Raw genomic sequence first — 26,894 nt, forward strand, 5'->3', positions numbered from 1 at the left:
TTTTTAAATTATTTTAAGTGTGATTTCAAGAAATTGTAACGTTTCATTAATGCGTAACGTAGTTCGTTATGTTACGATAGGGCTAATACAAATGAAGGAGAGTATGTGAATGTCCGAACGTACTTTTAATTGGAGAAACAATGACATCCGCACACAAATCGATGTAGTCGACTCAAAAATAGTTCCAACACTCCTTTTAACGAATGGACTCGTGCTTAACCCGTTTTTGAAGCAATGGGTGAAGGCAAATATTTGGATACATGATGATCGAATTGTTTATGTCGGAGCAGAGCTTCCTCAAAATAAATCAGCTAAACGTGTGATTGATTGTGAAGGGAAATACATTGTGCCTGGGTATATAGAGCCTCACGCGCATCCGTTCCATATTTATAATCCCCAATCACTTGCAGAATATGTGTCTCAATTTGGCACAACAACGATGGTCAGCGATAACTTATTTCTTCTTTTGCAAAGCAATGAAAAGAAAGCGCTTTCCACTCTATGTGAATTAAAAAAGCAGCCATTTCAGTATTTCTGGTGGTCCAGATACGATCTTCAAACGGAAGTCAGATATGAAGATGAGATACTGCCAGTCAACTACCGGAAGGAATGGATTGATCATCCTGACGTCCTCCAAGGCGGCGAATTAACAAGCTGGCCAAGATTGATGGACGGTGATGATCTCATTTTATATTGCATGCAAGAAACAAAGAAGCAGAGAAAACGAATTGAAGGGCATTTCCCTGGAGCTTCTGAGAAAACGCTAACAAAAATGAAGCTGTTTGGCGCGGACAGTGATCATGAAGCGATGAATGCGGACGATGTGTTAAAACGCTTGTCCCTTGGCTATCATGTTTCATTGCGGCATTCTTCCATCCGCCCAGATTTAGTGAACATTTTAAGAGAACTGCATGAGCGTGACTTTAGACACTATGACCATTTTTTCTATACAACAGATGGTGCTGCCCCTCACTTTTATGAGGAAGGCATGATTAACCGTTTGATTTCGATTGCCCTTGAAGAAGGCGTGCCGATCATTGATGCGTATAATATGGCGACATTTAACATTGCAAAATACTATCAAATTGATGATTTATTAGGCATTGTTGGCCCAGGCCGGCTGGCTTCTTTGAATATTTTAGATGATCCAATGAACCCAAATCCTGAAACGGTCATATCTAAAGGGGTTATTCTCAAATTAGATGGCGAGAACCAGCATCAATTCCAAGAAACAAAATGGGAAAATGGCGGGCTTGCTCCATTAGATTTAAGCTACGACCTCACGATGAGTGATTTGCAATTCTCTATGCCGCTAGGTGTGAAGATGAGAAATGCTGTCATCATGGAGCCTTATACAGTGGAAATTGATAACTCAATCAACCAGCTGTCATGTGACCATGATCAAAGCTTCTTTAGCCTGATTGACCGAAAAGGTGAGTGGCGTGTGAATACGATGCTAAAAGGGTTCGCAAATAAAGTGCAGGGCTTTGTCAGCTCATTTTCGCTCACGGGTGATATTTTAGTGATCGGGAAAAATAAAGAAGATATGATGCTGGCACATAAGCGGATGAAAGAAATTGGCGGGGGAATCGTACTCACAGAGAACGGGAAAATTTTGCACGAAATCCCGCTGCAATTATCAGGCTGTGCATCGGCTGAACCGTTTGAGACTGTTCTTCAGCAGGAACAAACATTACGCGAGCTGCTCATTGAGCGCGGCTATCCATTTGACTGCCCAATTGATACACTTGTCTTTTTCCAAAGTACACATTTGCCGTATATTCGAGTGACACCAAGAGGAATATTTGATGTCATGAAAAAAACTGTACTCTTTCCGTCTATAATGCGTTAAAATATAACAGAGTGGAGCTGTATCATCTTTGCTGCATTTCTGACTGCTGTTATAGGGCAGAAGTGAGCCATGGTTCTCTTCACTGCCATGTAAGTGATCATGATCTTATGTGGAGCTGTTGACAAAGCAGAGGGCTTTGACATGACGAATGAAGTACTCTAATTGTAAAATGAATTTGCCGGTTACGCTGACCGGCCAACATATTTTGAATAACCCGAGCAAGGCGGGGCGCATATTTGTGGTCTCGCCGAGCTTTCCGTAAAGCCTGTATATGAGGGCAGAAGACCTAACCAAGCAGAAGTCATCTTTATACCGGAAGCAAACAAGTTTGTCAGATTGTCATACAAGGAAAATGACAGAACTTGTCGAATTTGTTTACGATAAAGAAGCTTCGGCTTACGAAAGAACCTGACGGCATTTTCAGCGTAGAACCAAACCTGTCATGATCTGTTCAAAGCTCATTGCTGAGGTTTTAAAAAAATTAGTCAGGAAAGATACCGCTTTCTTAGAAGAAGATCGTGCGAAGCGGTGTGGCAATAGTAAAGGAGAAGATGTATTAAGATGCAAATTGATAAATTAAGGGGCAAAAGCTTAGATCAGTTATTCAACTCCATCTTATCCCTTAAAGACCTGGAAGAATGTTATCGATTTTTTGATGATTTATGTACCATCAATGAAATCCAATCTTTATCACAGCGTCTTGAAGTAGCGCGTATGCTTCGCGAGGGAAACACGTATCATAAAATCGAGACGGAAACAGGTGCAAGCACTGCAACTATCTCACGTGTTAAACGCTGCTTGAACTACGGAAACGATGCCTATACGATGGCTCTTGACCGCGTAGCAGAACAGCAGGAAAATAACGAAACAAAATAAAGCAGCTTTCACTGTAAACAATCCTTTTTACGAAAAATGGACTTGTTTGCAGTTTTTTTATGAAAAGGCGGGCAGGGGCTGATAAAGTGCCTCTGTTTTTTACTTTAGCTCGCCCATAAACCATCTTTCTCCCTCATAGGAGATGCCTTCTTCGCTTGAGATGATTTCCTTAAACTCTACTGCTTGCAAACTTTATACGAAAAATGTCTATAAAAAAAGGTGCGTTTCCGCACCTTTTCGAGCTAGACAGATGGCTGTGTGCCTGAGAACATCGGCACTTCGCTTGTTTCACCATTCTCTTGTCTAAAAATAATATGTTTTTCATTAAAATGAATAGGCGATTCTATTCCCGCAGCTGCGGATAAGTTAAACAAACCTTCTCTAAGAGACAGGATATAATTGCACACTCGGTATTTTTTTTCTTCAATCGATAAACCCTTTTGCAGCTTTGGATCAGTCGTGGCGACCCCGACTGGGCATTTATTCGTGTGGCAGACTTGGGCGCGAATGCATCCAACCGAAAACATGAGACCTCTGGCAATATTCACAAAGTCAGCTCCCATTGAAAGGGCAATCGCAATTTTATCAGGCGAGAGAAGCTTGCCAGAAGCAAAGAGCTTCACTTGATCTCTGACACCGTATTCTTTCAATATTTGATGAACCATTGGGAGTGCCGTGAAAATCGGAAGCCCTGCGGAATCTGCCAATTCATGAAAGGACGCCCCTGTACCGCCTTCTCCGCCATCCACTGTAATGAAATCAGGGTGTTTTCCGCTTTTTTTCATATAGCTGGCAAGCTCTTCAATATTTTCTTTATGTCCGACAACAAGTTTGATTCCAACTGGCTTTCCGCCTATGCTCCGCAGCTGTTCAATGAAATCAAACATGTCAGGAATGGAGTGAAACATCTCAAAGCGGTTTGGGCTGTCAATGGATTGGTGAGGCGGTAATTTACGGATATTCGCTATTTCTTCCGTCACCTTTTCGCCGTCAATATGACCGCCGCGTGTTTTTGCTCCTTGTGCCAGCTTGAGTTCAAAGGCTTTGACTTCCTCGTGTTCGCTTTTTTTCTTGAATTCTTCAAAGGAAAATGCGCCATCCTCTGTTCTAACGCCAAATAAACCAGGCCCAATCTGGCAAATAATATCTGCTCCGCCTTTGAGGTGATAAGGAGAAAGCCCGCCTTCACCTGTGTTCATCCACGTCCCGCCGGCCATTTTTAATCCTGAGGATAGAGCTGTAATCGCCCTGTCGCCTAAGGAGCCGTAGCTCATGGCAGATTGACCGATCAGTCCTTTCACATGGAAAGGTTTTTGACATGTGTGTTCGCCAATGACTTGTACATCCTCTTGATGGAGAAAGTAAGGATTTGCTTCGACTTCTTTGACATGTTCACTTCTTCGCAGTAAATTGTCTTGATCAATCTGATACACTTTCGTTTTGATTTTTTCAGATTGATCGATTCGTAGTTCATCTCGCTGCTTTGGAAACAGGACGTTTCGAATGTAATAGCCTGGCTTGTCAAAATCACGTTTTGATCCAAAGCCCATCGTCCGGCTTTTGTACTTCCCAGACATGACCGCCTGCTCGTATTCTCTTCTTGAGAAGGGCAGCTCCTCTCGGTCATTCAGAAACAGATATTGGCGAAGCTCAGGTCCTATTTTTTCAAAGATAAACCGCAGTTTTCCAATGACCGGATAATTTCGCAGAACTGAATGTTCCTCTTGTTTTTCATCCCTCATCCAAATCCAGATCAATAGAATGATTGGGATGATCAAACAAATGACTAGCAATGCGCCGATGACAATTAAAGTTGTTGTCACGAAGATCCCCTCTTTTCTCTTTCATTGCTGTTGTTATTCCACTTTTTAATGAAAGAGAAACCACATCAGCATATTGTGACGTTTAGAAATGAAAAGGCGGGGTAACTTACAAATAAGATCATAAGGGGAGGGAACATACATGAATAAGCGTCCAAATGCGTATGTACTTGCAGGATTAGGGGTTGGAGGTGCTGTGTTATTAGCGGTAAAAAATAAACAGCATCTGAAAAAATGGGCAAGCATGTTCCGGTCAGATGAAAAGGTTCCTGAAAAAGCCGGCCACCCAGATCCATTAGATATCCAAGACAACAAGATGGTCGACGAAGGGGCCATGACATCCGTCCATTACTTTAATGAAGCGAGACAATAATTTGAAAAAACCGTTTTGAAAGATCAAAACGGTTTTTTCTTGTTTATCATTTGACGTTATATCGAATTGGATCGACAATAGTAAAACCGATCAGCCCATTGTGATCAGATGTCGAGAATTGAAATTCAATGCCTGACAGATGATAGGTTGAGAGAATTTCCTGATCCGTCAAACGTAAAGAAAGCTCATCCTCATAAACCGGTGTGTTCCGCAGCACTTTGGATTCTTCTGAAAATAACTCCAAGCCAGCCACTCGGCCCTCTTGGTCGATATCTACATTGACACATTCATTGACATCTAATTCAATGGTTTTTTTGATTTTCATATGCTTCGCTTGCGGGGTGATATAGATGTATCCGATGTCTATATTTTGTTCATATGTAATCGTTCTTTTCAACTGAGTCACCTCTGCTTAATAGATGGTTTTTAAATCTATAGTAAAATATCCCTTTATTGTATAATAGCATGTGACAAAGTGCCAAAATAACAACCTCTTTCAGCTCCTCTTTGAGTGAATTTTTTAACTATTCTCCAGCAATTTTTTCTAAAGTCACAATCACCCATTTTCAAAAGAATGAAACTTTTAGCTAAAGGAGGTTACCCATTTTTTGCGGCCTTTGATTTTGTTATAATATTTAAATGGAATGAAACGAATGGAGGAACGTTTTTCATGTATGATGTTACCGAGTGGAAGCATGTCTTTAAACTCGATCCAAATAAAGAAATTTCCGATGAACAGCTAGAAGCAATTTGCGAATCTGGGACGGATGCCATATTGATTGGCGGAAGTGATCATGTGACAGAGGACAACGTGCTTCAATTGATGTCAAAGGTCCGCCGGTTTCTAGTGCCATGTGTGCTCGAAATCTCCACACATGAGATGATTGTGCCTGGCTTTGATCTGTATTTCATCCCGACCGTTTTAAACAGCTCTCATCCTGACTGGATTGTTGGGCTGCATAAGGACGCAATGAAGGAATTCGGTGATTTGATGTCAATGGAAGAGATTGTGCCTGAAGGTTATGTCATCTTAAATGAAGATTGTAAAGCGGCCAAGCTCACAGAGGCAAATACAGCGCTGGATATCGATGACGTCAGGGCATATGCAAGAGTGGCAGAGCATTTGATGAAGCTGCCCGTTTTTTATCTGGAATATAGTGGAACGCTTGGAGACATAGAGCTTGTCAAAGAAACAAAAGCAGTGCTTGATGAAACAGTTCTTTTTTATGGCGGCGGCATCGAGAACGCTAAGCAGGCAAAAGACTTCTCCCAGCATACAGACGTCGTGGTTGTAGGAAACGTCATTTATGACAATTTCAAAGAAGCATTAAAGACAGTGGAGGCAGTCAAAAAGTCATCATAGTCAAATAAGACGAAACGGGTTAAAATAGAACATAAGTTCGAATTGGCGGTGAATGGAATGAATGAAATATCGAATCATCTATTAGAAGGGCTGAATGACGCACAGAAAGAAGCAGTCAAAGCAACAGACGGTCCTTTATTGTTGATGGCAGGAGCAGGAAGCGGGAAGACACGGGTGCTCACACATCGAATTGCCTACTTAATGGCAGAAAAGCATGTGGCTCCGTGGAACATTTTAGCGATTACATTTACAAATAAAGCAGCACGTGAAATGCGTGAACGTGTCCATGCTATTTTAGGGCCTGGCGCAGATGACATCTGGATCTCTACGTTCCACAGCATGTGTGTCCGTATTTTAAGACGTGATATTGACCGCATTGGTGTGAATCGCAACTTCTCTATTTTAGACACATCTGACCAGCTTTCAGTTATTAAAAACATTTTAAAAGAACGGAATATCGATCCTAAAAAGTTTGACCCGCGCAGCATTTTAGGTTCCATCAGCAGTGCAAAAAACGAACTCATTGACGCAGAGGAATACGCCAAAACAGCTGGTGATTTCTATGATCAAGTGGTCAGCGATGTCTATACAGATTATCAAAAGCGTTTACTCAAAAACCAATCACTCGACTTTGATGATTTAATTATGATGACAATTCGTCTGTTTGAGCGCATTCCTGAAGTATTAGAGCACTATCAGCGGAAATTCCAATACATTCATGTAGATGAGTATCAGGATACGAACAGAGCACAGTACATGCTTGTGAAACTGCTCGCGCAGCGCTTTCAAAATATATGTGTTGTCGGTGATTCGGATCAGTCTATTTATCGCTGGCGCGGAGCGGATATTACAAACATTCTCTCCTTTGAAAAAGATTATCCATCCAGTGAAGTGATTCTGCTTGAGCAAAATTACAGATCGACGAAACGCATTTTGCATGCCGCAAATACGGTCATTCAAAACAATGCAAACCGGAAGCCGAAAAATCTTTGGACAGAAAATGATGAAGGAGCGAAGATTGCCTATTATCGTGCAGATAATGAATTTGGTGAAGGACAATTTGTCGCAGGAAAGATTCGTCAGCTTCATCAGAGCGGAAAGCGCAAATTATCCGATTTTGCGATCCTTTACCGGACAAATGCCCAGTCTCGTGTCATAGAGGAAACGTTAATGAAAGCCAACATTCAATACAACATTGTCGGCGGCACGAAGTTCTATGACAGAAAAGAGATCAAAGACATTTTGGCATACTTACGCCTAGTGGCAAACCCAGATGACGATATTAGTTTTGCGCGAATTGTCAACGTACCAAAGCGCGGAATCGGGGCGACATCTGTTGATAAAATTGCAGCATATGCGGAGATGAATGACCTGTCTATGTTTGAAGCACTTGGCCAGGTGGATTTCATTGGACTGAGTGCACGGGCAGCCAATGCGCTTGATGAGTTCAAACAGCTCATTGATCAAATGACGAACATGCAGGATTATTTATCTGTCACTGAATTAACAGAAGAAATTCTAGAGAAAACAGGCTATCGTGAAGCGCTGAAGCTTGAAAAAACGATTGAAGCACAAAGCCGCTTAGAAAATATTGACGAGTTTCTATCCGTCACTAAGAACTTTGAAGAACAAAATGAAGACAAGTCACTTGTGACCTTCCTGACAGATCTCGCCCTCGTCGCAGACATTGATAAACTGGATGAGAATGAAGAAGAAGATCAGGATGCCGTCATCTTAATGACACTTCACGCTGCAAAAGGTCTAGAATTCCCTGTTGTTTTCTTAATGGGAATGGAGGAAGGTGTCTTCCCGCACAGCCGTTCATTAATGGAAGATGCAGAGATGGAAGAAGAGCGCCGCCTGGCTTATGTAGGCATCACACGGGCTGAAGAAGAGCTTTATTTATCAAGTGCAAAAATGAGAACACTTTTCGGCCGGACGAACATGAACCTTGAATCTAGATTCATTCGAGAAATACCAGCCGATTTATTGGACAACCTAAATGAGAAAAAAGAAACAAAAACACCGTTTGGCCAAACAAGAGAAAGACCGCAAAGACGGGGACCTGTCTCACGTCCGCAAACACAAACGATTCAAAACACAGGCGGCGGCAGTATTGGCTGGGCTGTGGGCGATAAAGCGGCCCATAAAAAATGGGGCGTTGGTACGGTTGTGAGTGTGAAAGGCAGCGGAGACAGCACAGAGCTTGATATTGCGTTCCCAAGCCCGACAGGCATTAAGCGTCTTCTCGCAGCATTTGCACCAATCGAGAAGCAATAAACTGATAGGACAAAACGAATGAATTGAAAGGAAGAAGCAGATGGATAAAGAAGCAGCGAAACGCCGGATCGAGGAACTGCACCAGATTTTGAATCAATACAACTACGAATATCATACACTTGATCGTCCAAGTGTTCCTGACGCTGAATATGATGCGCGGATGCGTGAGCTGATTTCTCTGGAGGAAGAGCACCCTGATTTAAAAGCAGCGGATTCTCCTTCACAAAGAGTAGGCGGCGCTGTTTTAGACGCCTTCCAAAAAGTGCGTCACGGAACACCAATGCTCAGCCTTGGGAATGCGTTTAATGAACAGGACCTTCTTGATTTTGACCGCCGGGTTCGTCAAGCAGTCGGTGACGATATCGCATACAATGTCGAGCTGAAAATTGATGGACTCGCTGTTTCTCTCCGTTATGAAAATGGCGTGTTTGTCCGAGGAGCGACACGCGGAGATGGAACAACGGGGGAGGATATTACTGAAAACCTCAAAACGATTCGTTCCATCCCGCTTAAAATCAAACGCCCTCTGTCGATTGAAGTGAGAGGCGAGGCATTTATGCCAAAACCTTCTTTTGAAGCATTAAATGAAAAAAGAATACAAAACGAAGAAGAGCCGTTTGCAAACCCGCGTAATGCGGCTGCAGGTTCACTTCGTCAGCTTGATACGAAAATTGCAGCGAAACGAAACCTTGATATATTCGTCTACAGTATAGCGGAGCTTGATGAAATTGGTGTTGAAACGCAAAGCGCAGGACTTGATCTTCTCGACGAACTTGGCTTTAAAACAAACAAAGAAAGACGGATGTGCCAAACGATCGAAGAAGTCATCGACCTCATCGAAACATTAAAAGTAAAGCGTGCCGATTTTTCATATGAAATCGATGGAATTGTCATTAAAGTCGATTCACTGGCTCAGCAGGAAGAACTAGGATTTACAGCAAAAAGCCCGCGCTGGGCGGTTGCGTACAAGTTTCCGGCTGAAGAGGTCGTAACGAAGCTGCTTGATATTGAACTAAGCGTCGGGCGAACAGGCGTGATTACACCAACAGCGATTCTTGAGCCTGTCAAGGTAGCAGGGACGACAGTGCAGCGTGCATCTCTTCATAATGAAGATTTGATCAAAGAAAAGGATATTCGCTATTTTGATCAGGTGATTGTGAAAAAAGCCGGCGATATTATTCCTGAAGTCGCAGGTGTCCTTGTCGATCAGCGTACAGGCGAAGAAAAGCCGTTTCACATGCCAACTGAATGTCCAGAGTGTCATAGTGAGCTGGTGCGAATCGAAGGAGAAGTGGCCTTGCGATGCATCAATCCAGAATGTCCTGCCCAAATACGTGAGGGTCTCATTCACTTCGTTTCCCGTAATGCAATGAATATTGATGGGCTTGGCGAGCGGGTCATTACACAGCTCTTCAAGGAACAGCTAGTCTCTCGTGTGTCAGACCTTTACCGATTAACGAAAGAAGAGCTGATTCAGCTTGAACGAATGGGCGAAAAATCTGTCGACAATTTACTGCGTTCGATTGAGCAGTCGAAAGAAAACTCTCTTGAGCGTTTACTATTTGGACTCGGCATTCGATTTATTGGTTCAAAGGCGGCTAAGACCTTGGCGATGCATTTCGAAAACATCGATCAATTAAAGCAAGCAACGAAAGAACAATTACTTGAAGTCGACGAAATTGGTGAAAAAATGGCTGATGCCGTCGTCACGTACTTTGAGAAAGAAGAAATACTCGATCTGCTGAACGAACTAAAAGAGCTTGGAGTCAATATGACCTATACAGGACCAAAGCCGGTAAAAGCAGAAGAAAGTGATTCCTATTTTGCAGGAAAAACCATTGTGCTGACAGGAAAGTTAGAAGAAATGGCTCGAAACGATGCAAAAGCAGCGATCGAAGCATTAGGCGGCAAGCTGGCAGGCAGTGTGAGTAAAAAAACAGATCTAGTCATTGCCGGAGAAGCAGCGGGGAGTAAGCTGACAAAGGCAGAAGAACTCAATATTGAAATTTGGGACGAAGCTAAAATGCTCGAGGAGCTAAAGAAATAAGAGGAGTGTTTTCTATTGAAAAAGTTGTTATTGCTGCTGACAATGCTCACACTGGTATTGTCAGCGTGTGCACCTTTTGGGGGAAAGGAAGAGGAAGAGGTCACACAAAAAACGGATGAAACGAAGGAAACAAAGGAAACAGCCATCATCCCGATGTACAATATCTCAGACTCCTATTACAAAATGGTGCTGCCGTTTAAACAAGGAGCTGCGAGAGGTTTAACAGCGGAGCGTCTCAACACACGCTTGGACATTGATGAATTTGAAACAGGACTCATGCGCCTCGCAACAGAGTCATTTAATACAAACGACTATCTTTTCCAAGAAGGACAGCATTTAGATGAGGACACCGTTCTCAGCTGGCTGGCACGCAAAAAAACAGGCAGTGATCTAAAAAAGGCAGAAAAAGAAGATAAAGACTTTAAGAATCTAGGCTTAAATCCTGCTCTTCCAAACTCAGGTTCAACAAAGTCTAAAAATGAAAATAGTCCCATCTACTTAGCTTCGATGTTAGAGCATAATTACTTAATTCGAAAAGACAAAAACAGCTTACAGCTTGGCGGAGTTGTCATTGGTCTTGCACTGAACTCTGTTTATTATTACCGTGAAAAGATCGGTGACCCGCAGCAAGAGGTGACCATCGATTCATCGAAAAATTCAAAGAAACTTTTGGCAGAGGGTGAAAAAATCGCTGAACAAGTGGTTAAGCGCATTCGTCAAATGGACGGACTGCAAAAAGTGCCTGTCATGATTGCCCTTTATAAGCAAGCACCAAAATCATCTATCGTTCCAGGCAACTTTATCGCCAAAACGGATGTGAAAGCAGGCTCTGCTGATATCGGAAATTGGGATACGCTCAATGAGGAGAATGTATTCTTCCCTTCAGATAATGCGAAAAGCAGCTACAAAGATGATTCAGAGCGATTTGACCGCTTCAAGACAAAGGTCGAAGACTACTTCCCGAATTACACTGGTGTTGTAGGAAAAGGCTTTTACAAAAACGGCAACCTGCAAAAAATGAAAATCGAAATTCCAATGCAGTTCTATGGAAAAACGGAAGTTGTAGCCTTCACACAATATTTAACGGGTGAAGTCATGGATTATTACAAGAGTACCAATATTGAAATCAACATTACATCTTCTGATCAACAAGAAGCCTTGATTACGAAAAATGCTGAAGACAAAGAACCGACTGTTCATATATATGACTAAATAAGAGGGATTTCCAAACTCTTGTCAAAATATTAGTAGAAACCAAGAAGAAAGGCAGGTATGTTGATGCTCGTATAATGCTGATTACCGTCAAGAACATTTAAAAAGACGATAAAGGAGAATCAGCATGCATAAAGAAGTAAAAGCACGATACGATGAACAGAAAGTCTTAAAGAAAGCGGCTCACTTGTATAAATTTCAGCTTGACCAAGTCACATTTCTAGCCGATGCAGAAAATTATGTGTATGAATATAAGGCAATGAATGGGGAGAATTATATATTAAAAATCACCCATACCATTCGTCGTTCACCCACATATATTTTAGGAGAAATGGACTGGATTCGATTCCTGTCTCATCATGGAATTTCCGTAGCAAAGCCGATTTCATCAGCAAGAGGAAAAGACGTTGAAACCATTCCTGATCAAGCCGGAGGCGCATTTTTACTCCGTGTGTATGAAAAAGCACCGGGGAGAAAAGTGAATGAAGGAGATTGGAATGGGGAGCTGTTTGAAGCGTTAGGGTCCTATACAGGACGAATGCATCAAATAACAAAACGATATCAAGTAAAAGATCCTCTTTATAAGCGTCAAGAGTGGTATGAAGAGGAGCAATTAAAGCTTGATCAATATATTCCGTCTGATCAAACGGTTGTTTTGCGAAGAAAAGATGAACTGATGCAAAAGCTTCACCAGCTCCGAATTTCGAAGGATGTGTATGGGCTGGTGCATGCCGATTTGCATCACGGGAACTTTCATTATCATCAAGGAGAGATTATCGCATTTGATTTTGATGATATTGGATATCACTGGTTTATCAATGATATTAGTATTTTGCTATACAATGTTCTTTGGTATCCAGTGATTCCATATGATGATAAAGCTGAATTTACGGCAGAATTTATGAGTCATTTTTTAAAAGGCTATCGACAGGAGAATGAGCTTGATGACGCGTGGCTGGCAACAATCCCTGATTTTCTCATGCTGCGTCATATGCTTATTTATGGGCTTTTACATCAAGCATTTGATCTCCAAACAATGACTTCTGACCAAAAAGCCATGCTGTCATGTTTTCGAAAGGAAATTGAGCAAAAAACACCAATTACTCCTTTTGACTTTCAACAGCTGGCCCGATAAAAGAAACCCCTTGCTGTGTCAAACAGCAAGGGGTTTTTTATGACTACACCGTATCACACTTCACGCCAACGACGCCTTCTAGATCTTTAATATCAAAGTACACATCGGTTGTATAGCGGTCTTTATGCACACGTACGCGTACTTCCATGATCGGATAGTCCTTTTCTTTTAAATCATCAATTCGTACAGAATGAATGCGGATATTGAGGGCTTTCATTTCTTTTAAAATATCGGTCATGCGGTTTCGGTCAGAAAGAGACATTCTGATGCGGATTTCTTTTTCCTGCAGGCGAATCGGTCCGATCCGCTGGAAGAGCCATGGCAGGAATTCGACACTAATGAGAATAAAGAAAAGACTGAGGAAGGCTTCTTTATAAAATCCTGCACCTGTTGCAACCCCAAGTCCTGCTGCTCCCCATATCATCGCAGAAGTCGTGAGTCCTGAGATGACATCATTGCTTTTTCGAAGAATCACACCTGCTCCAATAAAACCAACACCAGATATAATTTGCGCCGGTAACCTGAGTGGGTCCATTTGAAGCTTAGAGACTCGAGGGAAATTGTAGGCTGCATCAATGCTGATGATGGTTAGGACGCAGGAGCTGACAGCAATGACAATACACGTTTTTAAGCCGAGGGGCTTTTTCTTCAGCTCTCGTTCAAGCCCGATAATCAGACCGATTAAGGTGGCCACGGCTAATTTTAAGACTGTATCCCATTCAATTGTCCAAAACATGCGTATCGCTCCTTTCACTTCATGTACGTTTCACAACATGTATATGATCTTCTCACAGCCCATATGGCTGCACAACTCTTATTTTATTCAGTTTCTGAAGAAAGAAAAGCTTTTTATTTTATTTAAAAAGAGAGTCATCCGCATAGGGCAGATGACTCTTCAATTCTTTATTTTGTTTCTTCTTCAAGATGATCTTCCATTTTGTGAAATAGCTGTTTTGATGCTTTTGACGGCTTACTTGTCAATAAGCTCACAATAATGGCAGCTAATCCACTAAGGGTAAAGCCTGGAATCATTTCATAAATACCTGTGGCATGGTTGAGGCCTGTTGTAATCCATGTCAGAACCACAACTGCACCAACGATCATTCCAACTAGGGCACCGTGATGATTCATTCGTTTCCAGTATAGGCAAAGCAAGATGACTGGACCAAATGAAGAACCAAATCCTGCCCACGCATAACCGACAAGGTCAAGAATGGTGTCACTTGGGTTAAGTGAAAGGCAGAGAGCAATCACAGCGACAACGAGTACAGACATCCGGCCAATCATGACGAGCTCTTTGTCTGATGCTGTTTTTCTAAAGAACGTTCTGTATAGATCCTCTGTCATGGCACTTGCTGTGACAAGCAGCTGAGACGAAATTGAACTCATAATCGCAGCTAAAATGGCAGAAAGTAAAAATCCAGTGATATATGGATGGAACAATACTTTAGAAAAAACGATAAAGATGGTTTCAGGATCAGCAAGATTCATACCCGTTTCATGAACATAGGCAACACCCACTAAACCGACAGACAGTGATCCAATCACTGAAATAATCATCCAGCTCATTCCAATTCGGCGTGCTGGTTTTAAATCTTTAACAGACGTAATGGCCATAAAGCGCACGATAATATGCGGCTGTCCAAAGTAACCTAGTCCCCAGGCAAGGAAGGAAATAATGCCAATGACGCTCGTTCCTCTAAAAATATCAAGCAATTTAGGGTCAATCTGTTGAATATCTTGGAATGTAGCAACAGGTCCGCCTAATTGTGTAAAGGCAACGATCGGCACGAGCACTAATGCTAAAAACATGATAGCTCCTTGGACAAAGTCCGTTAAGCTCACTGCCAAAAATCCGCCGAACAATGTATACAAAATGACAATACTTGACGTCAAAATCAGTCCAAACATGTAGTGAGCACCGAATGCTGACTCAAATAAACGTCCGCCTGATACCATCCCAGACGATGTATACAGCGTAAAGAAAATTAAAATGATGACGGCTGAAACAGCTTTTAATAAAGCAGATGATCCTTTGAATCGTTTATCAAAGAAATCAGGAATCGTAATCGCATCATCCGCAATCTCTGTATAAGAACGTAAACGAGGTGCAAGAATGAGGTAGTTCAAGTAAGCACCAACGATTAAACCAATCGCAAGCCAGGCTGTCGATAAACCTGTTTTATACATCTCACCTGGCACACCCATCAGCATCCATCCGCTCATGTCCGCAGCACCTGCTGAAAGGGCTGTAACGAATGGGCCAAGCCCGCGTCCGCCAAGCATATAATCATTTAAATCATGTGTTTTCCTGAATGCGTACCAGCCAATGGCAAGCATCCCGATAAAATAAATAGATAAGGAAATTGTAACTTCAATACTCATTTTGTGTTCTCACCTTTTTCGTATTAATTTGACATCACCTCAATCAAAATATACAGAAGAGCGATGGCAGCTTTTTTGCTTGACTGTCCCGCTCACTGCTATGGTTACTTAACCTAACAGAGTATTCCCAAGTGATCAACCTGCCTAAACCTCTTCATTTTGAAGAAAAAATGGACAGATCGGTGATAAGAACCAGTATGTAAGCGATTACAAAAATAAACAAAAGTAAAAATTTTCTGAAAAATAAAAAGTCACCTGATGAATATTTCATTTATTGGTTTGATAAGAAGACGTTTTAAAGAAAACGAACCTTTCACCGCACCTTCGTAAAGTTGCTTTAGAACAGTAAAATTTGATATGATAAAGTGTATATGACTTATGATCATGACCACGAGTACGCATCATTTTTGGAGGTGAACCTGCATGTCAAGAATTTCAATAGAAGAAGTCAAGCACGTTGCCCATTTAGCAAGGCTTGCGATTACAGAAGAAGAAGCTGAGATGTTTACAGAACAGCTTGATAGCATCATTTCATTTGCAGAGCAGTTAAACGAGGTAGATACGGAAAACGTTGAACCTACTACACACGTATTAAAAATGAAAAACGTCATGAGAGAAGATGTTCCGAATAAAGGTCTTTCCATTGAGGCAGTCGTCAAAAACGCGCCTGATCATAAAGACGGTTATATTCGTGTGCCATCAATTTTGGACTAAAGGAGGCCCGAGACATGTCACTGTTTGATCACAAAATTTCTGAATTAAAAGAGCTTTTACATAAAAAGGAACTGTCTGTTTCTGATTTAGTGGACGAGTCTTATAAACGAATCAATGAAGTAGACGGGAAAGTACAAGCATTCCTTGCACTGGACGAAGAAAAAGCACGTGCGTATGCAAAGGAATTGGACGAGGCAGTTGGTGAAAAGGACGAGCTTGGCCTATTGTTCGGTATGCCGATCGGTGTGAAAGATAACATTGTTACAAAGGATTTGCGTACAACAGCTTCAAGTAAAATCCTGCAAAACTTTGATCCGATTTATGATGCAACCGTTGTGAACCGCTTAAGAGACGCAGAAGCAGTCACAATCGGTAAATTAAATATGGACGAATTCGCAATGGGATCTTCTACGGAGAACTCAGGCTACAAAGCGACGAAAAACCCATGGAATTTAAACACCGTTCCAGGCGGATCAAGCGGTGGATCAGCAGCTTCTGTTGCAGCAGGTGAAGTACCGTTCTCACTTGGTTCAGATACTGGCGGTTCTATTCGTCAGCCGGCATCTTTCTGCGGGGTTGTCGGTCTTAAGCCGACATATGGCCGTGTATCTAGATACGGATTAATCGCATTTGCTTCATCATTAGACCAAATTGGTCCGATTACACGTAATGTAGAGGACAACGCATATGTTCTTCAAGCAATTGCAGGTGTCGATCAAATGGACGCAACAAGCGCAAATGTCGATGTCCCAGATTTTCTTTCTTCATTAACTGGCGACATCAAAGGCTTGAAAATTGCTGTGCCGAAAGAATACCTTGGCGAAGGTGTTGGCGAGGAAGCAAAAGAATCTGTTCTTCAAGCGTTAAAAGTATTAGAAGGACTTGGTGCTTCGTGGGAAGAAGTGTCTCTTCCGCATTCTAAATACGCGCTTGCGACTTACTACTTACTGTCTTCTTCAGAAGCATCTGCAAACCTTGCACGTTTTGACGGCATCCGCTATGGCTACCGTACAGATAATGCAGACAACTTGATTGATTTATACAAAAATACTCGTTCTGAAGGCTTCGGAGACGAAGTGAAGCGCCGCATCATGCTGGGTACATTCGCGCTAAGCTCAGGATATTACGATGCGTACTATAAAAAAGCGCAAAAAGTCCGTACATTGATCAAAAAAGACTTTGAAGATGTTTTCGAAAAGTATGATGTCATTGTAGGACCAACAACGCCGACTCCTGCATTTAACATTGGTGAAAAGACAAGCGACCCGCTAACCATGTATGCAAACGATATTTTAACGATCCCTGTTAACCTTGCAGGCGTTCCAGGAATCAGTGTGCCTTGTGGGTTTGCAAATGGCCTTCCGTTAGGACTGCAAATCATCGGCAAGCACTTTGACGAAGGAACAGTGTACCGCGTGGCTCACGCTTTTGAGCAAGCAACAGATCATCATAAAGCAAAACCTGAACTGTAAGGGGTGAATCAGAATGAACTTTGAAACGGTAATTGGACTTGAAGTCCACGTAGAGCTAAAAACACAATCGAAAATTTTCTCAAGCTCGCCGACACCTTTTGGTGCAGCTGCCAACACGCAAACAAGTGTCATCGACCTTGGATATCCTGGCGTACTGCCTGTACTGAACAAAGAAGCGGTGAACTTTGCGATGAAAGCGGCCATGGCGCTGAACTGTGAAATCGCAACAGATACAAAATTTGACCGTAAAAACTACTTCTATCCTGATAACCCAAAGGCGTATCAAATTTCTCAATTTGATAAACCGATCGGTGAAAACGGCTGGATTGAAATTGAAGTAGAAGGCAAAACAAAACGAATCGGTATTACGCGTCTCCATTTGGAAGAGGATGCAGGGAAACTGACGCACACAGGCGACGGTTACTCACTCGTCGATTTCAACCGTCAAGGCACACCGCTTGTTGAAATCGTATCTGAGCCAGACATTCGCACGCCAGAAGAAGCGTATGCTTACTTAGAAAAATTAAAATCCATTATTCAATATACAGGCGTTTCTGACTGTAAGATGGAAGAAGGCTCACTTCGCTGTGATGCCAATATTTCTCTTCGCCCAATCGGCCGTGAAGAGTTTGGTACAAAGACAGAGCTCAAAAACTTGAACTCATTCGCTTTCGTACAAAAAGGCCTTGAATTCGAAGAGAAGCGTCAAGAGCAAGTATTGCTTTCTGGCGGCTTGATCGAACAGGAAACCCGCCGTTATGACGAAGCGTCTAAAAAGACGATCCTGATGCGTGTCAAAGAGGGATCTGATGATTACCGCTACTTCCCAGAACCGGATTTGGTGGAACTGTACATTGATGACGAGTGGAAAGAACGTGTAAGAGCATCGATCCCAGAGCTTCCAGACGAGCGCCGCAAACGCTATATCGATGAGCTTGGACTCCCTGCATACGATGCAATGGTACTCACGCTGACGAAAGAAATGTCTGATTTCTTTGAAGCGACCATTTCAGAAGGTGCAGAAGCGAAGCAAGCATCGAACTGGCTCATGGGTGAAGTATCTGCTTACTTAAACTCTGCTCAAAAAGAGCTGGACGATACAAAGCTAACGCCGCAAGGACTTGCTGGCATGATCAAGCTTATTGAAAAAGGAACAATTTCCTCTAAGATTGCGAAAAAGGTATTCAAAGAGCTCATTGAAAATGGAGGAGATGCAGAAACAATCGTCAAAGAAAAAGGACTTGTCCAAATTTCTGACGAAGGTGCACTGCTCAAACTTGTCACAGAAGCACTTGATAACAACCCGCAATCCATTGAAGACTTTAAAAATGGTAAAGACCGCGCGATTGGTTTCTTAGTCGGACAAATCATGAAAGCATCGAAGGGCCAAGCTAACCCGCCGATGGTGAACAAGATTCTCCTTGAAGAAATCAAAAAACGCTAAATCGCAAAAAACCGCCTGATGAAACAGGCGGTTTTTTTGCTTGAAATGACAGGGTCTTAACATAGATTCAGACCACCGCCGTATATCAATTTAGAGAATCTTTTCTTATAATGAAGCATAAGCGAAAGTGCACATTCGAAGGGGGAAAGGTGAGCTAAATCGAAAAACAGCACGACATGTTACTGAAGAAACAGCTTCAATTGCTCCACTGCTCTTAGAACAGCAGGCTCCTCACACTTTTCTAAATTCGTCAGCATTCCTTGGATGACTGGCTTACGAGGTTCAGCTTTTGCCAGCTCTTCTTCAATCACTTCAATGGATATAACGGTATCATCTGAAAGCAGATGCTCAAGCTTTAACAAGCGAAGCTCCTCTTGAAGGGAAGCAGCACTCGGCGCTTCATCATCCCAAATGCTTTGCTTCAAAATCGGCTTCGTCTGAGAACGAAGCAAGCCGTGAACCAGATCATCAAACCGTTCGAGTATAAAGGATGAGAGCTCATCAAATGATAATTTCATTTGATCCTGTAAAAGCAGAACCTGCACATAGGATTGGATAATTCCTTGAATCATGACTGACAGGTCAGTTATATACGGTTCGATTTCTTGTCCATAAGTGGTCAAGATGGAAATTTGAATTTCATCGTTCATTTGCTTTTTCACAGTTTTTGAATACTTTTTAATCTGCTGGTTTTCCGGAATAATGTTCTCGCTGAGGATCAGAATGATAAAATCCTTGTTCTCAGCAAAATGCTGAAACTGTTCAGCGATTTGTTTCTGAAAGATCTCTCTCGGCGCGAGATGCTGATTCTCTTTTCGAATCATTTCGATAGTTTGCATCGAAGTGTCGATATAATATTCAAACGCTCGGTTGAAAAGCTGTTCTTTTGATTTGAAATGTAAATAAAATGCGCCTTTTGATATTCCGCATTCATCTGCAATTTCCTGAATGGTCGTAGAAGAAAAACCCTTTTTCGCAAACAATTGGATGCTTGCTTTAATGATTTTTTCTTTTTTTTCGTTCATGAAATAAGGCCCCTTCAGCTTTAGAATGTTACGTCAAACGCAAGTGAAATGGTTGACGGCATTGTATATCACCGTTTATTATGATATAGAATGACCAGTCAGTCAATACATAAAGGAAAATGGAGGATATAATGAATTCGATCATCAATTTTGTATTAAAGAATAAGTTCGCTGTATGGCTCATGACGATTATCGTAACAGTTGCTGGTCTATATGCCGGATTGAATATGAAACAAGAATCAATCCCTAATATCAACACGCCAGTCATTACGGTTTCTACAACGTACCCTGGCGCAACGCCGGACGAAGTATCAGATAAGGTGACAGATCCAATTGAAAAATCGATTCAAAACCTCAATGGGGTCAGCGTGGTCACTTCTAATTCATTTGAAAATGCATCATCCATTCAAATCGAGTACGATTACAACAAAGACATGGATGAAGCAAAAAAGGAAATTGAAGATGCGATTAGCAATATCGATTTCCCTGAAAATGCAGAAAAACCTAAAATCGCACGCTTTAGTATTAATGCGATTCCAATCCTAGCTCTTAGTGTCTCTGGTGATAAAGAATCATTACAAGACCTTACACAAAAAGTAGAAAATGATCTCGTTCCTTCACTTCAAGGATTAGACGGTGTCTCTTCTGTCGAAACTTCAGGACAGCAAATCAAAGAAGTAGAATTTTCGTTTAAACAAAAGAAATTGAAAGAATACGGTCTAGATGAAGATACCGTCCAAAACATGATCAAAGGCTCTGATGTGAATGTACCATTAGGTCTATACACATTTGGCAACAAACAAAAATCAGTTGTCGTGGACGGCAATATTTTAAGCGTCAAAGATTTGAAAAACATGCGTATTCCAGTCACACCAAGTGCAGGCGGCGGTGCGGGAAGCGCTGGAGCTGGAGCACCTTCTAACGGCTCAGAAAACCCAGGTGCGCAAGGTGCGGAGCAGCAGGCTGGAAGTGCAAGTCAGCAGCAAGCAGCAGCTCAGCAGCAAGCAGGTGCAGCAAGCAGTCAATCTGTAGAACTGCCGACGATCAAGCTATCTGAGATAGCAGATATTAAAGTCGTAAAAGATGCAGAATCGATCTCTAGAACGAACGGAAAAGACAGTATCGGTCTGCAAATTGTTAAAGGTTCTGATGCCAACACAGTGAGTGTAGCAGAAGAAGTGACAAAAGAGCTTGAGGAATTTAAAAAAGACAACAAAGGCATCAAAGTAAGTACCACATATGATCAAGCAGGACCGATTAAAGAGTCTGTCAGCACAATGCTGAACAAGGCGATCATCGGAGCAATCTTTGCGATTATTATCATTATGTTGTTCCTTCGAGATATCAAATCAACATTAATTTCGGTCATTTCCATTCCGTTATCTCTGTTGATTGCTGTTTTATTATTAAATCAGCTGGATATTACATTAAATATCATGACACTTGGTGCCATGACCGTCGCCATTGGGCGTGTTGTCGATGACTCGATAGTGGTCATAGAAAACATCTATCGACGAATGGCATTAAAGGATGAACCATTAAAAGGCAAGGCACTCGTCAGAGAAGCCACAAAAGAAATGTTTATCCCGATTATGTCTTCGACCATTGTGACTATTGCAGTATTCTTACCGCTAGCATTAGTAGGTGGAATGATTGGTGAACTATTCATCCCATTTGCCCTAACGATTGTGTTTGCGTTACTTGCTTCACTGCTTGTCGCCATTACAATTGTTCCAATGATGGCACACAGTCTATTTAAAAAGAATCTCTACGGTACAGCGAAAAAAGTAAAAGAGCATAAACCAAGCAAACTTGCTGGCGGTTATAGACGTGTACTTAATTGGACACTCAACCATAAATGGATCACATCAGGAATTGCCATTCTTATGCTTGTCGGAAGCTTATTCTTAGCACCACTTGTCGGTGTCAGCTTCTTACCACAGGAAGCAGAGAAAACGGCCATGGTGACATACACGCCAGAGCCTGGACAAACGAGAGAACAAGCAATTGATGAAACGAAAAAAGCTGAAGAATATTTGATGAAACGTGACCATGTCAATACAGTTCAGTATTCACTAGGCTCTTCAAATGCCATGACAGCAAGTGTTGGCGGTAACTCTAACGGTGCATTATTCTTCGTACAATATGATGATGACACGCCAAACTTTGATAAAGAAAAAGACCGCGTGGTCAAAGCTCTGCAAGATAAAGCATCTAAAGGGGAATGGAAATCACAAGACTTCTCATCTGCTGGTGCAAGCAATACGGTGACGTACTATGTGTACGGGGATAAAGCAAGTGATATTGAAGGCACAGTAAAAGATGTTGAGAACATCTTAAAAGATGAGAAAAACCTGAAAAATGTCAGCACAAGCTTATCTGAGAAATACGATGAATTTACATTTAATGCAGATCAAGAAAAACTAGCGAAACTAGGTCTAACTGCTTCACAAATCGCTCAAGCGATTGCACCTCAAAATAGCGAAACAACACTGACGAAAGTCACAGAGGACGGCAAAGAACTTGACGTGAAGCTTCAAACGGAAAAAGATGAATATAAGAGCAAAAAAGATTTAGAAAATAAAAAGATCACCACACCAACAGGGCAAGAAGTCCGAATTGGTGATGTCGTAAAAGTAAAAGATGGTTCGACAGCAAATACGGTGACAAAACGTGATGGGAAAATCTACGCAGAAGTGTCTGGTGACATGACAACAGACGACGTCTCAAGTGTAACGCAGGATGTTCAGAAGAAAGTCGACAAGCTTGATCTAAAATCTGGCGTAACGATTGACACAGGCGGCGTAAGTGCGGATATTGAGGAATCCTTTACACAGCTTGGCCTTGCAATGCTTGCAGCGATTGCCATTGTGTATCTCGTTCTCGTCATCACATTTGGCGGAGGACTTGCACCATTTGCAATTCTCTTCTCACTGCCATTTACGATTATTGGCGCACTCCTTGGATTGTTTATAGCAAAAGAAACCATCAGCTTAAATGCCATGATTGGATTGCTCATGCTGATCGGTATCGTTGTAACAAATGCCATTGTCTTGATTGACCGCGTGATTCATAAAGAAAAAGAAGGTCTCTCAACAAGAGAAGCATTACTTGAAGCTGGAACAACAAGATTACGCCCGATCTTAATGACGGCACTTGCGACGATCGGTGCACTGCTGCCACTCGCATTAGGATTTGAAGGCGGAAGCCAGATCGTATCAAAAGGACTTGGCGTAACCGTAATTGGCGGTTTAACAAGTTCTACACTTCTCACATTGGTCATCGTCCCAATCGTGTATGAAATGTTAAGCAAGTTTAGACGTAAGAAAAAGTACGCAGATGAAGAATAAGAGGAAGCCCCGCTCATTGGCGGGGCTTTTTATTTTGAAATCTGACAAACAGCTTTTCTCATAAGCTCTTCAAATGCGTGGAAAAAGGCATCACGATCGACATGGTCAATCACTTGAATTGATTTTCCATCTGGATGCTCTTCGGTGCGTCCTTGTCTAGGCGTCTCGGTATAAACGATCGCATTAACTTCTTTCGAACGGGTAAATGATGTAGATGCAAGAGTAATCGTTGTCAGCACATCCCATAAGTAATACGTCGAGTTCGTTTCATGATGAATGAGCGGCGGACAAAAGGCGTAGCACTGTCCGATAAAATCTATTCCAATATGAGAACGAAGAGAAGCCCAGCGCTGACGTACATCAAGTGTAAGCGGGACTTGATTTGTACTTTCAAGTGCGACCATTTCAATAGGGAAAGGTTCCTGAAAGACAGTGCTCACAGCATAAGGGTCCCAAAAGGCATTCCATTCTGCTGTCCCGTCATGCTCGGGTTCTTCAACATTGCCTTTTTCAAGGAACGTGCCGCCCATCCACACTAATTTCTCAATTTTATTAGGGATAGAAGGATCTTCTTCTAAAGCGCGTGCAAGATCTGTGAGCGGACCAGTAAAGAGCAGGGTGACAGGTTCTTTTGCCTTCTTAACCGTTTCAATCAGATGAAGGTGTGCTGGCAGCTTGGACACCTTTGTATCAACAGTGCCTTTTTCGTTTAAAATTGGCAGAGCATCTACATAAAAAGCATGCATGCGCCACTCCTTCGGAAATGGATTGACGCCTCTAGAAGTTGAAGCAGCGACTTCAATTTCATAAGGGCTGAATCGATCAATGATTTTTTGAGATGCACTGAGAGCAGGCTCTAAATAACAATCAGCAGGAATCACAGACATTCCGATGACTTTCAGATGTTCCATTTGAAGGAGAAGAAATAAAGAGACGAGGTCATCAACACCGCCGTCATGATTAAAATAGACAGGCTTTTTCATCGCATATCATCCTTTACAGCGTTTTCTTTTATCTTATCAGAATGCTTTCTTGCTGCGGGAAATGTGGTAGGAGATTTCACATATTAGGTGGTTGTTTTGTTGCCATTTTCAAATCTCATAGTATAATTAAAGGTTGTTAGTGGTGAAAATAGATTGCATAATGAATATAGGATGATGATGAATGAAACGTGCTCGAATTATATACAATCCGACATCTGGGCGTGAACTCTTCAAGAAGAATTTACCGCAGGTTTTGCAAAAATTTGAACAAGCTGGCTATGAAACTTCTTGTCATGCGACGACATGTGCAGGAGATGCCACGCAAGCAGCAGAAAAAGCCGCACAGAGAGATTTTGATTTAATTGTAGCAGCAGGTGGAGACGGCACGATCAATGAAGTCGTCAACGGACTAGCACCGCTTGAAAAAAGACCAAAACTAGGAATTATTCCAGTTGGAACAACAAATGACTTCGCAAGAGCACTTGGAATTCCACGAGAAGGTGTTTTGAAAGCGACAGATGCCATTATTGAGGGTGTAGCGAAGCCGCTTGATATCGGTAAAGTCAATGGCCATTATTTTATTAATATTGCTGGCGGCGGCCGGTTAACAGAGCTCACCTATGAGGTGCCTAGTAAACTGAAGACCATGCTTGGACAGCTTGCTTATTATTTAAAAGGCATGGAGATGCTTCCTTCTATCCGCCCGACAGAAGTCGAAATTGAATATGACGGCAAATTGTTTCATGGAGAAATCATGCTGTTTCTTGTTTCACTCACAAACTCAGTAGGCGGGTTTGAAAAACTAGCGCCAGATTCCATTTTAGATGATGGGATGTTTGACCTGATTATTCTAAAGAAGGTCAATCTAGCAGAAGCCATTCGAGTGGTCAGTCTTGCTCTTAGAGGCGAGCATATTCATGATAACAATGTCATCTACGCAAAAGCGAATCGCGTGAAGGTAGATGTAAAAGATAAAATGCAATTGAATTTAGATGGTGAATACGGCGGCATGCTGCCAGGTGAATTTGAAAACCTGTATCGCCATATTGAATTTATTGTGCCAAAAGCAACAGCTGAAAAAATAGGGTGAAGACTGAACTTGGTTCCTTATGGCGGCCAAGTTTTTCTTTGCAAATGAGGTGATAAAGTTGGTGAAAATGAAACCGCCTGTTGAAAAGAATGAATACTACAATGTAACCTTCGAAGACTTAACGCATGAAGGTGCAGGTGTAGCGAAAATTGAAGGATTCCCTGTCTTTGTACCGAATGCCCTTCCTGACGAACAAGGGAAAATCAAAGTCACACGAGTCAAAAAAGGATTTGCTTTTGGACGACTTATGGAGCTGACAAAGGAAAGTCAGCACAGGCAAGATGCGCCATGTCCCATTTACAAACAGTGCGGCGGCTGCCAAATTCAGCATATGAGCTATGAAGGCCAGCTGCTATTTAAACAGAAACAAGTAAAGGACGTTTTAGAGCGGATCGGCAAGCTTGATATGAGCCGTGTAAAAGTTCATCCTGTACTCGGCATGGAAGACCCTTGGAATTACCGAAACAAAGCACAAGTTCCAGTTGGCGAACGAGAAGGCGGACTTGTTGCAGGTTTTTATCAGCAGCGTACCCATGAAATCATTGATATGGAAAAATGTTTGATTCAGCAGTCAGAAAACGACGAAGTGGTACAGGCAGTAAAAGACATATGCAATGCGTTTGGCATCAAAGCATATAACGAAGAGCGGCACAAAGGCTGGCTGCGTCATGTGATGGTTCGCTACGGTATTGCAACAGGTGAAATGATGGTTGTGTTTGTTACTAGAACAGCTGACTTTCCGCAAAAGCAGCAGGTGATTGAGCAGATTATAGCACGCTTCCCACACGTTCGGTCAATTGTACAAAACGTGAATTCAAAGAAAACAAATGTCATTTTCGGAGACGAAACAACCGTTTTATGGGGCGAAGAATACATTTATGACACGATTGGCGACATCAAATTTGCCATTTCAGCCCGCTCATTTTATCAAGTGAACCCAGCTCAAACAAAGGTGCTTTATGACAAAGCGCTTGAATATGCAGAGTTGCAAGGCGAAGAAACCGTCATTGATGCCTACTGCGGAATCGGTACGATTTCCTTATTTCTCGCACAAAAAGCAGGCAGAGTTTATGGGGTTGAAATTGTTCCAGAAGCAATTGAAGACGCAAAACGCAACGCTGCCTTAAACGGAATCAACAATGTTGAATTCGCAGTCGGTGAAGCAGAAGCGGTTATTCCGAATTGGTACAAAGAAGGCATCAAAGCAGATACCCTCGTCGTCGATCCGCCAAGAAAAGGCTGTGACGAAGCACTGCTTGACACCATTTTAAAGATGAAGCCAAAACGAGTTGTTTACGTGTCCTGTAATCCAGGGACGCTTGCCCGTGATTTGAGAATTCTTGAAGATGGCGGGTATGTGACAGAGGAAGTGCAGCCTGTGGATATGTTTCCGCATACCAATCATGTCGAATGTGTAGCAAGTCTTGTGATTAATCAGTAATGTATTAAGACATCCCGATTTCGTGAAAAACA

The 26,894-nt window shown here is 42.1% G+C and carries 20 protein-coding genes; 14 read left to right on the plus strand and 6 right to left on the minus strand.

Annotated features, from left to right (window positions below; all coding sequences use genetic code 11):
• Nucleotides 1-109: 109 nt before the first annotated feature.
• Together AAYR28_RS03225 and AAYR28_RS03230 are read left to right on the plus strand one after the other, a co-directional pair.
• Nucleotides 110-1,852 carry an adenine deaminase C-terminal domain-containing protein gene (locus AAYR28_RS03225; protein ID WP_345808929.1) on the plus strand — a complete coding sequence of 581 codons (1,743 nt, stop codon included), beginning with the start codon at nucleotides 110-112 and terminating at the stop codon, nucleotides 1,850-1,852.
• 561 nt (nucleotides 1,853-2,413) lie between these two features.
• Entirely contained in the window at nucleotides 2,414-2,728 is a 315-nt protein-coding gene (locus AAYR28_RS03230) for a YerC/YecD family TrpR-related protein (protein WP_024424524.1), read from the plus strand.
• Nucleotides 2,729-2,970: 242 nt separating this feature from the next.
• Here AAYR28_RS03230 and AAYR28_RS03235 read toward each other — a convergent pair whose 3' ends face one another.
• Nucleotides 2,971-4,551: an FMN-binding glutamate synthase family protein gene (locus AAYR28_RS03235; RefSeq protein ID WP_120208683.1), complete on the minus strand. Its 1,581-nt coding sequence runs from the start codon at nucleotides 4,549-4,551 to the stop codon at nucleotides 2,971-2,973.
• A 139-nt stretch (nucleotides 4,552-4,690) separates the two neighbouring features.
• On the opposite strand from AAYR28_RS03235, the gene AAYR28_RS03240 reads away from it, so the two are divergent.
• The gene (locus tag AAYR28_RS03240; protein WP_039176971.1) at nucleotides 4,691-4,921 is read left to right on the plus strand and encodes a hypothetical protein; all 231 of its coding nucleotides are present in this window, start codon (nucleotides 4,691-4,693) and stop codon (nucleotides 4,919-4,921) included.
• 46 nt (nucleotides 4,922-4,967) lie between these two features.
• On the opposite strand, the gene AAYR28_RS03245 is transcribed toward AAYR28_RS03240, so the two are convergent.
• The gene (locus AAYR28_RS03245; protein WP_284385935.1) at nucleotides 4,968-5,327 is read right to left on the minus strand and encodes a DUF2283 domain-containing protein; all 360 of its coding nucleotides are present in this window, start codon (nucleotides 5,325-5,327) and stop codon (nucleotides 4,968-4,970) included.
• 264 nt (nucleotides 5,328-5,591) lie between these two features.
• On the opposite strand from AAYR28_RS03245, the gene AAYR28_RS03250 reads away from it, so the two are divergent.
• The 5 genes from AAYR28_RS03250 (at nucleotide 5,592) to AAYR28_RS03270 (ending at nucleotide 12,958) form a co-directional block, all read left to right on the plus strand.
• A complete protein-coding gene (locus tag AAYR28_RS03250; protein ID WP_120208677.1) occupies nucleotides 5,592-6,284 on the plus strand; it encodes a heptaprenylglyceryl phosphate synthase in 693 nt (230 codons plus the stop codon).
• A gap of 57 nt (nucleotides 6,285-6,341) precedes the next feature.
• Nucleotides 6,342-8,564 (plus strand): DNA helicase PcrA, encoded by a 2,223-nt coding sequence (gene pcrA, locus AAYR28_RS03255; protein WP_120208675.1) that lies wholly within the window; start codon nucleotides 6,342-6,344, stop codon nucleotides 8,562-8,564.
• A gap of 40 nt (nucleotides 8,565-8,604) precedes the next feature.
• Nucleotides 8,605-10,611 carry an NAD-dependent DNA ligase LigA gene (gene ligA / locus AAYR28_RS03260; protein ID WP_046314111.1) on the plus strand — a complete coding sequence of 669 codons (2,007 nt, stop codon included), beginning with the start codon at nucleotides 8,605-8,607 and terminating at the stop codon, nucleotides 10,609-10,611.
• 15 nt (nucleotides 10,612-10,626) lie between these two features.
• Nucleotides 10,627-11,823, plus strand: a complete 1,197-nt coding sequence (locus AAYR28_RS03265; RefSeq protein WP_046314108.1) for a CamS family sex pheromone protein — start codon at nucleotides 10,627-10,629, stop codon at nucleotides 11,821-11,823.
• Nucleotides 11,824-11,950: 127 nt separating this feature from the next.
• Nucleotides 11,951-12,958, plus strand: a complete 1,008-nt coding sequence (locus AAYR28_RS03270; RefSeq protein WP_034282815.1) for a phosphotransferase enzyme family protein — start codon at nucleotides 11,951-11,953, stop codon at nucleotides 12,956-12,958.
• Between the two features lie 43 nt (nucleotides 12,959-13,001).
• Here AAYR28_RS03270 and AAYR28_RS03275 read toward each other — a convergent pair whose 3' ends face one another.
• Complete coding sequence (locus tag AAYR28_RS03275; RefSeq protein WP_024424547.1) at nucleotides 13,002-13,694, minus strand: MgtC/SapB family protein; 693 nt, start codon at nucleotides 13,692-13,694, stop codon at nucleotides 13,002-13,004.
• Between the two features lie 167 nt (nucleotides 13,695-13,861).
• The gene (gene putP / locus AAYR28_RS03280) at nucleotides 13,862-15,343 is read right to left on the minus strand and encodes a sodium/proline symporter PutP (RefSeq protein WP_034282812.1); all 1,482 of its coding nucleotides are present in this window, start codon (nucleotides 15,341-15,343) and stop codon (nucleotides 13,862-13,864) included.
• A gap of 423 nt (nucleotides 15,344-15,766) precedes the next feature.
• Between putP and gatC the strand changes: the two genes are divergently transcribed.
• Genes gatC through gatB form a run of 3 tightly spaced genes read left to right on the plus strand, consistent with a single transcriptional unit; the run spans nucleotide 15,767 to nucleotide 18,973 of the window.
• A complete protein-coding gene (gatC, locus tag AAYR28_RS03285) occupies nucleotides 15,767-16,057 on the plus strand; it encodes an Asp-tRNA(Asn)/Glu-tRNA(Gln) amidotransferase subunit GatC (protein ID WP_024424549.1) in 291 nt (96 codons plus the stop codon).
• A gap of 14 nt (nucleotides 16,058-16,071) precedes the next feature.
• Nucleotides 16,072-17,529: an Asp-tRNA(Asn)/Glu-tRNA(Gln) amidotransferase subunit GatA gene (gene gatA / locus AAYR28_RS03290; RefSeq protein ID WP_024424550.1), complete on the plus strand. Its 1,458-nt coding sequence runs from the start codon at nucleotides 16,072-16,074 to the stop codon at nucleotides 17,527-17,529.
• A 13-nt stretch (nucleotides 17,530-17,542) separates the two neighbouring features.
• Nucleotides 17,543-18,973, plus strand: coding sequence for an Asp-tRNA(Asn)/Glu-tRNA(Gln) amidotransferase subunit GatB (gene gatB / locus AAYR28_RS03295; protein ID WP_024424551.1), 1,431 nt, complete (start codon nucleotides 17,543-17,545; stop codon nucleotides 18,971-18,973).
• A 179-nt stretch (nucleotides 18,974-19,152) separates the two neighbouring features.
• Here the strand turns inward: gatB and AAYR28_RS03300 are convergent, their stop codons facing one another.
• Entirely contained in the window at nucleotides 19,153-19,998 is an 846-nt protein-coding gene (locus AAYR28_RS03300) for a TetR/AcrR family transcriptional regulator (protein WP_061110521.1), read from the minus strand.
• Nucleotides 19,999-20,129: 131 nt separating this feature from the next.
• Here AAYR28_RS03300 and AAYR28_RS03305 point away from each other — a divergent pair, with 131 nt between their 5' ends.
• Nucleotides 20,130-23,348: an efflux RND transporter permease subunit gene (locus AAYR28_RS03305; RefSeq protein WP_120208673.1), complete on the plus strand. Its 3,219-nt coding sequence runs from the start codon at nucleotides 20,130-20,132 to the stop codon at nucleotides 23,346-23,348.
• 29 nt (nucleotides 23,349-23,377) lie between these two features.
• On the opposite strand, the gene AAYR28_RS03310 is transcribed toward AAYR28_RS03305, so the two are convergent.
• Complete coding sequence (locus AAYR28_RS03310; RefSeq protein WP_120208670.1) at nucleotides 23,378-24,331, minus strand: nucleoside hydrolase; 954 nt, start codon at nucleotides 24,329-24,331, stop codon at nucleotides 23,378-23,380.
• A gap of 181 nt (nucleotides 24,332-24,512) precedes the next feature.
• On the opposite strand from AAYR28_RS03310, the gene AAYR28_RS03315 reads away from it, so the two are divergent.
• Together AAYR28_RS03315 and rlmD are read left to right on the plus strand one after the other, a co-directional pair.
• On the plus strand, nucleotides 24,513-25,421 hold the full coding sequence (locus tag AAYR28_RS03315) for a diacylglycerol kinase (protein ID WP_024424554.1): 909 nt from the start codon (nucleotides 24,513-24,515) through the stop codon (nucleotides 25,419-25,421).
• A 61-nt stretch (nucleotides 25,422-25,482) separates the two neighbouring features.
• Nucleotides 25,483-26,862, plus strand: a complete 1,380-nt coding sequence (rlmD, locus tag AAYR28_RS03320; protein ID WP_034623291.1) for a 23S rRNA (uracil(1939)-C(5))-methyltransferase RlmD — start codon at nucleotides 25,483-25,485, stop codon at nucleotides 26,860-26,862.
• Nucleotides 26,863-26,894: the final 32 nt, after the last annotated feature.

It is taken from the genome of Bacillus safensis (genome assembly GCF_039619585.1).
In the GTDB taxonomy this organism is placed as follows: domain Bacteria; phylum Bacillota; class Bacilli; order Bacillales; family Bacillaceae; genus Bacillus; species Bacillus safensis.

Excerpts from the sequence above, each read along its gene's own strand:
- AAYR28_RS03315 (WP_024424554.1), top strand. The coding sequence starts at position 24,513 with ATGAAACGTGCTCGAATTATATACAATCCGACATCTGGGCGTGAACTC.
- gatB (WP_024424551.1), top strand. The coding sequence starts at position 17,543 with ATGAACTTTGAAACGGTAATTGGACTTGAAGTCCACGTAGAGCTAAAA.
- AAYR28_RS03310 (WP_120208670.1), bottom strand. The coding sequence starts at position 24,331 with ATGAAAAAGCCTGTCTATTTTAATCATGACGGCGGTGTTGATGACCTC.
- AAYR28_RS03300 (WP_061110521.1), bottom strand. The coding sequence starts at position 19,998 with ATGAACGAAAAAAAAGAAAAAATCATTAAAGCAAGCATCCAATTGTTT.
- AAYR28_RS03250 (WP_120208677.1), top strand. The coding sequence starts at position 5,592 with ATGTATGATGTTACCGAGTGGAAGCATGTCTTTAAACTCGATCCAAAT.
- AAYR28_RS03270 (WP_034282815.1), top strand. The coding sequence starts at position 11,951 with ATGCATAAAGAAGTAAAAGCACGATACGATGAACAGAAAGTCTTAAAG.
- AAYR28_RS03230 (WP_024424524.1), top strand. The coding sequence starts at position 2,414 with ATGCAAATTGATAAATTAAGGGGCAAAAGCTTAGATCAGTTATTCAAC.
- pcrA (WP_120208675.1), top strand. The coding sequence starts at position 6,342 with ATGAATGAAATATCGAATCATCTATTAGAAGGGCTGAATGACGCACAG.
- ligA (WP_046314111.1), top strand. The coding sequence starts at position 8,605 with ATGGATAAAGAAGCAGCGAAACGCCGGATCGAGGAACTGCACCAGATT.
- AAYR28_RS03275 (WP_024424547.1), bottom strand. The coding sequence starts at position 13,694 with ATGTTTTGGACAATTGAATGGGATACAGTCTTAAAATTAGCCGTGGCC.
- AAYR28_RS03305 (WP_120208673.1), top strand. The coding sequence starts at position 20,130 with ATGAATTCGATCATCAATTTTGTATTAAAGAATAAGTTCGCTGTATGG.
- gatC (WP_024424549.1), top strand. The coding sequence starts at position 15,767 with ATGTCAAGAATTTCAATAGAAGAAGTCAAGCACGTTGCCCATTTAGCA.
- AAYR28_RS03225 (WP_345808929.1), top strand. The coding sequence starts at position 110 with ATGTCCGAACGTACTTTTAATTGGAGAAACAATGACATCCGCACACAA.
- AAYR28_RS03240 (WP_039176971.1), top strand. The coding sequence starts at position 4,691 with ATGAATAAGCGTCCAAATGCGTATGTACTTGCAGGATTAGGGGTTGGA.
- putP (WP_034282812.1), bottom strand. The coding sequence starts at position 15,343 with ATGAGTATTGAAGTTACAATTTCCTTATCTATTTATTTTATCGGGATG.
- gatA (WP_024424550.1), top strand. The coding sequence starts at position 16,072 with ATGTCACTGTTTGATCACAAAATTTCTGAATTAAAAGAGCTTTTACAT.